At 40.1% G+C, this 7,916-nt stretch carries 5 protein-coding genes; 3 read left to right on the forward strand and 2 right to left on the reverse strand.

All coding sequences use genetic code 11. The features are described from left to right. Positions 1 to 34: 34 nt before the first annotated feature. Positions 35 to 2,179: a glycosyltransferase gene (locus A5294_RS00930; RefSeq protein ID WP_064340231.1), complete on the forward strand. Its 2,145-nt coding sequence runs from the start codon at positions 35 to 37 to the stop codon at positions 2,177 to 2,179. 50 nt (positions 2,180 to 2,229) lie between these two features. On the opposite strand, the gene A5294_RS00935 is transcribed toward A5294_RS00930, so the two are convergent. Both A5294_RS00935 and A5294_RS00940 read right to left on the reverse strand, forming a co-directional pair. Continuing rightward, complete coding sequence (locus A5294_RS00935; protein WP_064340232.1) at positions 2,230 to 3,537, reverse strand: ABC transporter ATP-binding protein; 1,308 nt, start codon at positions 3,535 to 3,537, stop codon at positions 2,230 to 2,232. A 54-nt stretch (positions 3,538 to 3,591) separates the two neighbouring features. Then, a complete protein-coding gene (locus tag A5294_RS00940) occupies positions 3,592 to 4,428 on the reverse strand; it encodes an ABC transporter permease (protein ID WP_004107518.1) in 837 nt (278 codons plus the stop codon). 104 nt (positions 4,429 to 4,532) lie between these two features. Between A5294_RS00940 and A5294_RS00945 the strand changes: the two genes are divergently transcribed. Continuing rightward, complete coding sequence (locus A5294_RS00945; RefSeq protein ID WP_032835509.1) at positions 4,533 to 6,848, forward strand: glycosyltransferase; 2,316 nt, start codon at positions 4,533 to 4,535, stop codon at positions 6,846 to 6,848. 63 nt (positions 6,849 to 6,911) lie between these two features. Beyond that, a complete protein-coding gene (locus tag A5294_RS00950; protein WP_004118638.1) occupies positions 6,912 to 7,892 on the forward strand; it encodes a glycosyltransferase family 2 protein in 981 nt (326 codons plus the stop codon). The last annotated feature ends 24 nt before the right edge of the window (positions 7,893 to 7,916 follow it).

Consider the following 7,916-nt stretch of genomic DNA (forward strand, 5'->3'; position numbering starts at 1 on the left):
AAGAATAGGCTTAAGCGTATATATAATATCTAATATGACTAAGGCAAAGAGTGCAAAAACCCAAGAAATACAAGAAGCGCAAAATACTAGCAGCGCAAATAGCAACAATAGAAGTTGGGAAGTTGTAAATCGTGTTGTTTACCCTGTAAAAGACGCTGAAATTACTATGCCACTTTACGTAATTCCTTGGCATCGCTCGTATTTGCAGCGCACTGTGCTCGATCCTCGTATGAATATGCGCGCAATCGATATAAATAATCTCAATCTTACTGATTTTAAAAAGCTTCTTGCAGACACTAGCAGTCATTTGCCAAATGTTGAAACTCAAGGGGTTTGCACTGTTCTTTCGCGCAACTCACTTTGCATTGCATCTGGAAAACATGTGTCTCTTTGCACTTTCTTTAACGCTTTTCCTGCAAGCTATTGGCAGCATTGGACGAGCGTAAAAACTGTTAAGTTCACTGCCAGTGTTGAAGGCACTGGCTACTTGCAACTTATGCGATCGACTGGCCGCGGGCTTACGTATCCTGTGCAAAAGTTTGAGTTTGATTCTAATAAACAGCAACCAAACCAGCCAGCACAAGTTACGCAAGATACACAAATTATTAGCTACGAAATACCGATGACCGGTCTTGCAGACGGTGGATATTTTTGGTTTGAAGCTAAAGCAAGCGATTCTAGCAGTCTAACTGTTAGCAATGCCGAATGGAGTGTTCCTTTTGTAAATAAAGTGCAATTTAGCAACACAAAGCATCAGGAAGATTCAGCTAAGCAATCAAATAGCACTTTTTCTATTGCTATTACTACGTTTAATCGCCCTTCATACTGCCACAATCAGTTGAAGGCAATAGTAGAGAACAAAGCACTTCGTGCGCGACTTGACACAATTTATTGCACAGATCAAGGCGCCGATTTAGTTAAAAATCAGCCTGGATTTAATGAAACAAGCGCAAATCTTGGCAACCAGCTCACCTATATTCAGCAGGCTAATTTAGGCGGTTCCGGCGGATTCTCGCGCGGCATGTTTGAAACGCTTAAAGCAGGAAAAAGCAGTTACACAATGCTTCTCGACGACGACGCAATTAGTGAAACAGAGTGTATTCTTCGCGCGCTTCAGTTTGCTGATTACACAATTAAGCCAGCCATTATTGGCGGCGGAATGCTTCACTTGGACAATCGTACCGTCCTTTACACTCAAGGTGAGCGTTTCACGCGCAACAATGTGTGGATGAAGCCTTCACAGAATCTTGATTACAATCATGATTTTGCAGCGATTACTTTGCAAGATTGCCCAGAACGTCACCAGCGAATAGACACTGATTACAACGGTTGGTGGATGAGCCTTATTCCAACTGCGATTATGAAAGAAATCGGTCTTTCGCTACCTGTGTTTATTAAGTTTGACGATACTGAATATTCGATTAGAGCACTTGAGCACGGATACCACACGATTTGCCTGCCAGGAGTGGCAGTTTGGCATCAAGCTTGGCACGATAAGGATCCTTCACGCACTTGGGAAGAGTACTTCTTCCAGCGCAATCGTTGGATTTGTGGATTACTTCATTGCACTCATCCAAGCTTACGTTTCGCGATTGAAATGCTTCGAAGCGACTTGGCTTCCGGCTTAAAACTTGCGTATTCTGCAATGCATTTGCATCATATGGGATTACAGGATATCTTGCGCGGACCGCAATATATTGTTGATTCAATGCCACAAAAGCTTGGCGAGGTTCGTAAAGCGCGCCAAGCGTTTAGCGACACGCAGCCGGTAAACGATAAGGCACTCATTAGTGAGGTTTTGCGCGAACACGTAAGCCCGTTTACTGCACATGACGCTAAGGCTTTGCGTAAAACACAAAAGCACGCAACGATTAAGGCTTTGTTTGCGCACGAAAAGCACGCAAAGAATCCTCGCCCAGAAGTTGCAATCCCAGCTCAAGACGTTTCTTGGCCTTCGTTTGTGGGAGTTAATACCGCAATTGTTACGGCTCCAGATGGCACTACTCTGAATCTTTTCCAACGAGATAGCAAGTTATTCCGTAAAATGTTGCGTGCGGACGCACTTTTGTCGTTAAAAATGTTGCGTAAGTGGAAGAAGCTGTCTAGAGAGTATCGCAGCTACGATATGGCGAACGTTGAAAGTTGGGATAAGATTTTCAACTCAACCAACAACAAGTAAGTAACGGAAGAAACAGCTACAAAACGCCGGAGAAATTACCGGCAAATGTTTCACGAAACTTGCTTAATCGTCATAGCACGATCGCTTAGCAAAGCATAGTCGCGATTACGGCTATCTCTAATCACAAACGTGCAGGCGTTCGCATCCACTGCCACAGCTAGCAAATCTGTATAATCATCCTCAGTTGGGCTAGGTGTGCGTAAAGAAGTAAACAGCGTAAACTCGCCATTGTTAAACAAATTTAGCGGCATTTCAAAATACACTGTTTGATGCCCACGCTTTTGCATTTTCAGCACTTTAGAACCAGTATCGTAAGTGATTCCACCACGTCGAACGTCATGCAAAGCGATCGCCAAATAGAAGTCACCCGGCTCGTCATACTGATACTCAACAGCAAAACGGAAAGTATCGCTACTTTTGTAAATCTTGTCTTCCAAAGCATACGTCCTAAGCAACGGGCACTTTGCATTCAAACCTTGAGCATACTGACCCTTGCCCAGCTTTTCGCCAAGCTTATTTTGCTTTTCGCGTTCAGCTTTGATATTTGCCAAAGTATATTGATCTGCCACGGACTCAGTATTGCCAATCGCAGCAACTTCACCATCACTGATCATCATCGCACGCGTGCAATAGCGTTTAACAGCATTCATATCATGCGTAACAAGAATAACTGTTTTAGTAGGATCTTTTCGAATTTCAGTAAAGAAAGAATCGCACTTGCGTTGGAAAGCTTCGTCACCAACAGCCAAAACTTCATCAAGAACTAAAATATCTCCTTGCGCTTTAATTGCCACAGAAAAAGCCAAGCGAACTTGCATACCAGAAGAATAATTCTTTAACTTTTGATCCATAAAATCTTCAAGTTCAGCAAATTCCACAATATCGTCGTACATTGCGTCGATTTCTGCGCGAGTGAAGCCAAGTAAAGCTCCGTTAAGATACACGTTTTCGCGGCCGGTAAGTTCCGGATTAAATCCAACACCAAGCTCAATAAACGGCACAAGCTTGCCTTTTACTTTTACACTTCCAGTATTCGGGTAATAGATTTGCGAAATGATTTTTAGTAGCGTTGATTTTCCACCACCGTTTCGACCGACGATTCCGAAGAATTCACCGCGATGCACTTGAAAGCTTATGTCTTTAAGAACGTTCTGAATTTTATAGCCTTTAATACCTTTTGTAAGATTTATAAACGCTTGCTTTAGACCAGTTGCTTGCTCTGTTGGTAGTTTAAAATACTTGCCTACATGATTGACTGATAGAACAATATCGTCGTCGCTTGCTTCCGCTTCTCGCGCTACATCCACTTCAGCTTCTCGCGTTGCCGTCACTTCCGCTTCTTCCTGTAATGTATTCATAAATTCCACTTCCCCGTCATAACTGTCGTAAAATTTTCGCAATTTTCAACATCGTCACATAACTTCTACGAAAAGACGACTGTTTCTTCTAAATAGATAAACTCCCAGCCACACTATGAGCACAGTAAGTAAAAGTGGCACACAAGACATCCAAGAGAATCCAAATTCACTCCACACAGTTGGTTGCGTGTCTGGAGCCAACATATTGTGACGCATATCTTGAATGCATTGTGCTATAGGATTAAGCAGCTCAAGCTTTGCCAGTGCCGCAAAAATACCGCCTTTATTAATCACATAGCTAAGCGGATAAATAATTGGCATGCCGTAAAACAGTAGCTGTTGAACCACTTCCCAAATATGCAAAATATCGCGGAAAAACACGTACATAGTAGACATTATTAACGCCATACCAATTGCAATCGCGTAAATCTGCACCAAACTTATTGGCAACAGAACCACTCTCCAAGTAAAATGCACTCCTCCAATAATTGCAAAAATAAGCACAACTACTAAGTTGATTAAGAAGCTTATTAAAGAACCAACTGTTGCTGAAACCACCACAATGTAGTTTGGAAAATGAATTTTGCGCAACAAATCGCCACGATCTACAAGCGAGCGCAAACCGATCGAGGTTGATTCTTGCACAAACTGCCATGCACTAATACCTAGTAATAACACCACAGGATAAGTCGGTGTGCCATCTGTCATTCGCAAAAACTTGCCAAAAATAAGATACATCACACAAAACATCATCAACGGCTTCAACGCCGACCATGCTACGCCTAAGAAGGAGCCTTGATAGCGCAGCTTAAAATCGGTTTTTACTAAACCACGAAGTACGATATTTGCATAAGCGTACTTGTTTCGACAACGAGTTATGAGATTTTTCACGTTCCCTATAATATCAGTTATATTGTAATTGAATGTGCTTAATCAAATATGATACGAATACACGCAAGTGCTACACATAAGACATTTATGCTAACATCGTACGTATGCCGAAAGTATCGATTATCGTTCCAATTTATAATGTTGAAGCCTTTTTACCAGAATGTTTAGAGTCTATCCAAAATCAAACTTTTACTGATTGGGAATGTTTAATGTTTTCAGATGGGAGCAAAGACGGTTCCATCGATATTATGAAATCTTTTGCTGAAAAAGATAGTCGCTTTGTTGTTATTGAAAAAGAAAACGAGGGCTATGGAGCCACTTGCAATCGCGGTTTGGAGCGTGCTAAAGGCGAGTGGATTAGCATTGTTGAGCCGGATGATTTCATCGATCCGCACATGTATGAGCGTCTTTTAAGCAATACAGATCTTACGAATGAAAAGATCGATATTATTAAAGGCGGATACTGGCTTTTTTACGATGGAAAAGATGGATATAAGGATGCAGTAGACACGCCAAACTTGTGCTATTTTATGCCTAAACACAGGTCTATTTTTAGCTTGAATGAATTTGCTGAGCCTTTCTACCATCATCCTTCTATTTGGTCCGCTATTTACCGCAAAGATTTTCTTAACGGAGATAACAAAAATAATGAAACCATACGTTTTAAGCCGATTCCTGGAGCAGGTTGGACTGATAATCCTTTCTTTGCGCAAACTATGGTTTTAGCAAATAAAATCTGCTGGAATCCTGGAAAGTACTACTATTATCGTCAAACTAATCCTGGCGCTTCTAGTTTATTGAAGGATTTTCATCTTCCGTTTGACCGTTTGCGTGATATGCGCGAGTTTCTCAGTAAGCAGAATATTTCACGCGAAGTTTTACAAGCTTTTTATTCACGCGAATTTGATTACGTTAATTCGTTAATTACTGAGTTTGGTTTTGACGATAAGAATCCGGAAATACGCAAGCTTATTCGCGAAGTTTTTAGTTCTATGGATTCAAAAGAAGTTTTCCTTATGGCTTCACGTTTAAGGCCAGAGTTTATGGATTACTACATGGATTTCTTAGGATCCTCGTACGAAGTTAAAGCACACAAAGCAGAATCTAATCCTGAGCTTTCTCTTGTTATTTTTACGCATAATGCTCATTCTTGGATTGTTGATTCTCTTAAAGCTTGCACTTCTATAAGCAATATTTCTTGCGAATTTATTATTGTAGACTCTCATTCTTTGGACAGCACTCTTAATATTGCTAACAGATTTACAGATAAAGATAAACGCTTTACAATTCTGCAAAATGACAATTTATATACTGTAAAAGATATGCTCTCTAAAGCGGTTGATTACGCTCATGGAGAATACACTATTTTTATGCCTTCAAGCTATATAATCAACGAAAACGTGCTTAGAGCCGCTTTAGATAATATGCTTAAATGCTCTAACAATAAAAATAAGATCATTGATCTTGAGTTCTTTAACAATAAGAGTTTGCATAGCGATTATCTAATTGATTGTTCCATTAAAAATGATATTAAACATAATATTGATCTTTCTGAAGAAAGCTTTATTAGACCTGTAAATAATGATGACACACTGCAAGATACTTATTACGGGTCTTACGCTCCTAAAGATATTGCAGAGCTTCTAATAAACAGTTGCTACAACTATGGCTGGCAGAAAGTATGGAGAACTGAATTTCTGAAATCTGCTCACATTGAAGCTGGAGTTAACGATACTCCTGCAACTCTTATGACTTTTAGCACTCGCGCAGCATTAGCAGCTCAAAATATTATGTATTGCGATTTGGCTAAATCATACGAAAATGCTTATGGCAGGTTCAGCATTGGAGCTGACGAAGGGTTCGAAAACCTTAACAGTAAAACAATTCCAGAAAACTTCTGGCTTTCAATAGAGCATCATACCTCATTCAACGAAGCACCGCTTGAAGTTGATTCGGTGTTAGAGGTTGGAAAATGGCTTGAAAGCGAAGGGCTTCTTGAAACATACAATCAAGGATACGCGAATGCTCTTGTGGAAAGCTTCGTTCACGATTGCCATACGCGAGTAACTGCTGAATCGTTGGCAAACATCGTCCAAGATAAGTTAAAAGAAGTATTAGAGGTTCTGAATTACGAAAGAAATTCACACAACTTACCAACGTATTTTTACGACGAAAAAGCTTATAACGAATTCCAAAAGTTGCAGCTTAACGCCACTTCTCGCACTTTGTGGCTAAAAGAGCGCATGCTTGATTTTGAGCGCAAAAGCGAATTATGCGAGCAGGAAATTAGTAATATTCGCACTTCTGCACGCTATGTTATTGGCGAAAAAATCGTAAAAACAGCGAAGAAAATAGCCTTCCCGTCTATTATTGCAAAATTGCAGAAAAAGATACGCCTCATGAGAAGAGATAATAAATAATTTAGATTCTCGTAATATACTATACTGTTTGTTGTAGGTAAATCTGTTGGAGATCGTTAGATTATGAATACTTCGTTAAACAATGAGCGTAAAAGTGTTCCAATTTTATACATTGTTGTACCTTGTTTTAACGAGGAAGAAGGCATTTCTAAAACCGCCGAAGTCCTCCAAGCGAAGATGAATTATCTTATGAATCAAAAACTCATTCACTCTTACAGCAAGGTGATTTTTGTAGATGACGGTTCTAAAGATTCAACATGGAATTTAATTGCTTCTTTTAATCGCAAAAACCCTTCACTTTTTGGCGGAGTAAAGCTTGCGCATAACCGCGGTCACCAGAATGCGCTCTACGCAGGGCTTATGTACGCTCGCAAGCAAGGTTGCGACGCTGCTATTTCTATGGATTCTGATTTACAAGATGACGTAAATGCAGTAGACGAAATGCTTAAGAAATTTGTTGAAGAACATTGCGAGGTTGTTTACGGAGTTCGTTCTTCGCGCAAAAAAGACACTTGGTTTAAGCGCAATACGGCTTTGGCTTTTTACAAGGTTTTTGCTTCAATGGGTGCGGAAGTTGTGCCAAATCATGCTGATTATCGCCTAATGAGCGCAATTGCTTTGGATGCTCTTTCCGAATACAGTGAAGTCAACTTATTCCTGCGCGGAATTGTGCCAATGCTTGGATTTAAAACTGGCAAAGTTTATTACGAGCGTGGAGTAAGAACTGCTGGAGTTTCAAAATACCCTTTGCGGAAAATGATTTCTTTCGCTTTAGAGGGTATTACTTCATTCTCCGTTAAGCCGCTTAAATTAGTTACGTATATGGGATTGCTTTCTATTGTTATTGGTTTTGCAATGTTCGTATACGTAATTGTGTCTTTATTTACCAATCACACTGCTGTTGGTTGGTCATCGCTTATGTGCTCAATATGGTTTATTGGCGGATTCCTTATGATTTCTATGGGCATACTGGGAAGCTATATTGGCAAAATTTATTTGGAATCTAAGCATCGTCCACGCTACTATATTGAGAAATCTTTGTAAATACAGCCTTTGTAAATATAATTT

It is taken from the genome of Gardnerella sp. 30-4, from assembly GCF_001641215.1.
GTDB classification, from domain to species: Bacteria; Actinomycetota; Actinomycetes; order Actinomycetales; family Bifidobacteriaceae; genus Bifidobacterium; species Bifidobacterium leopoldii.

Excerpts from the sequence above, each read along its gene's own strand:
- A5294_RS00945 (WP_032835509.1), top strand. The coding sequence starts at position 4,533 with ATGCCGAAAGTATCGATTATCGTTCCAATTTATAATGTTGAAGCCTTT.
- A5294_RS00935 (WP_064340232.1), bottom strand. The coding sequence starts at position 3,537 with ATGAATACATTACAGGAAGAAGCGGAAGTGACGGCAACGCGAGAAGCT.
- A5294_RS00950 (WP_004118638.1), top strand. The coding sequence starts at position 6,912 with ATGAATACTTCGTTAAACAATGAGCGTAAAAGTGTTCCAATTTTATAC.
- A5294_RS00930 (WP_064340231.1), top strand. The coding sequence starts at position 35 with ATGACTAAGGCAAAGAGTGCAAAAACCCAAGAAATACAAGAAGCGCAA.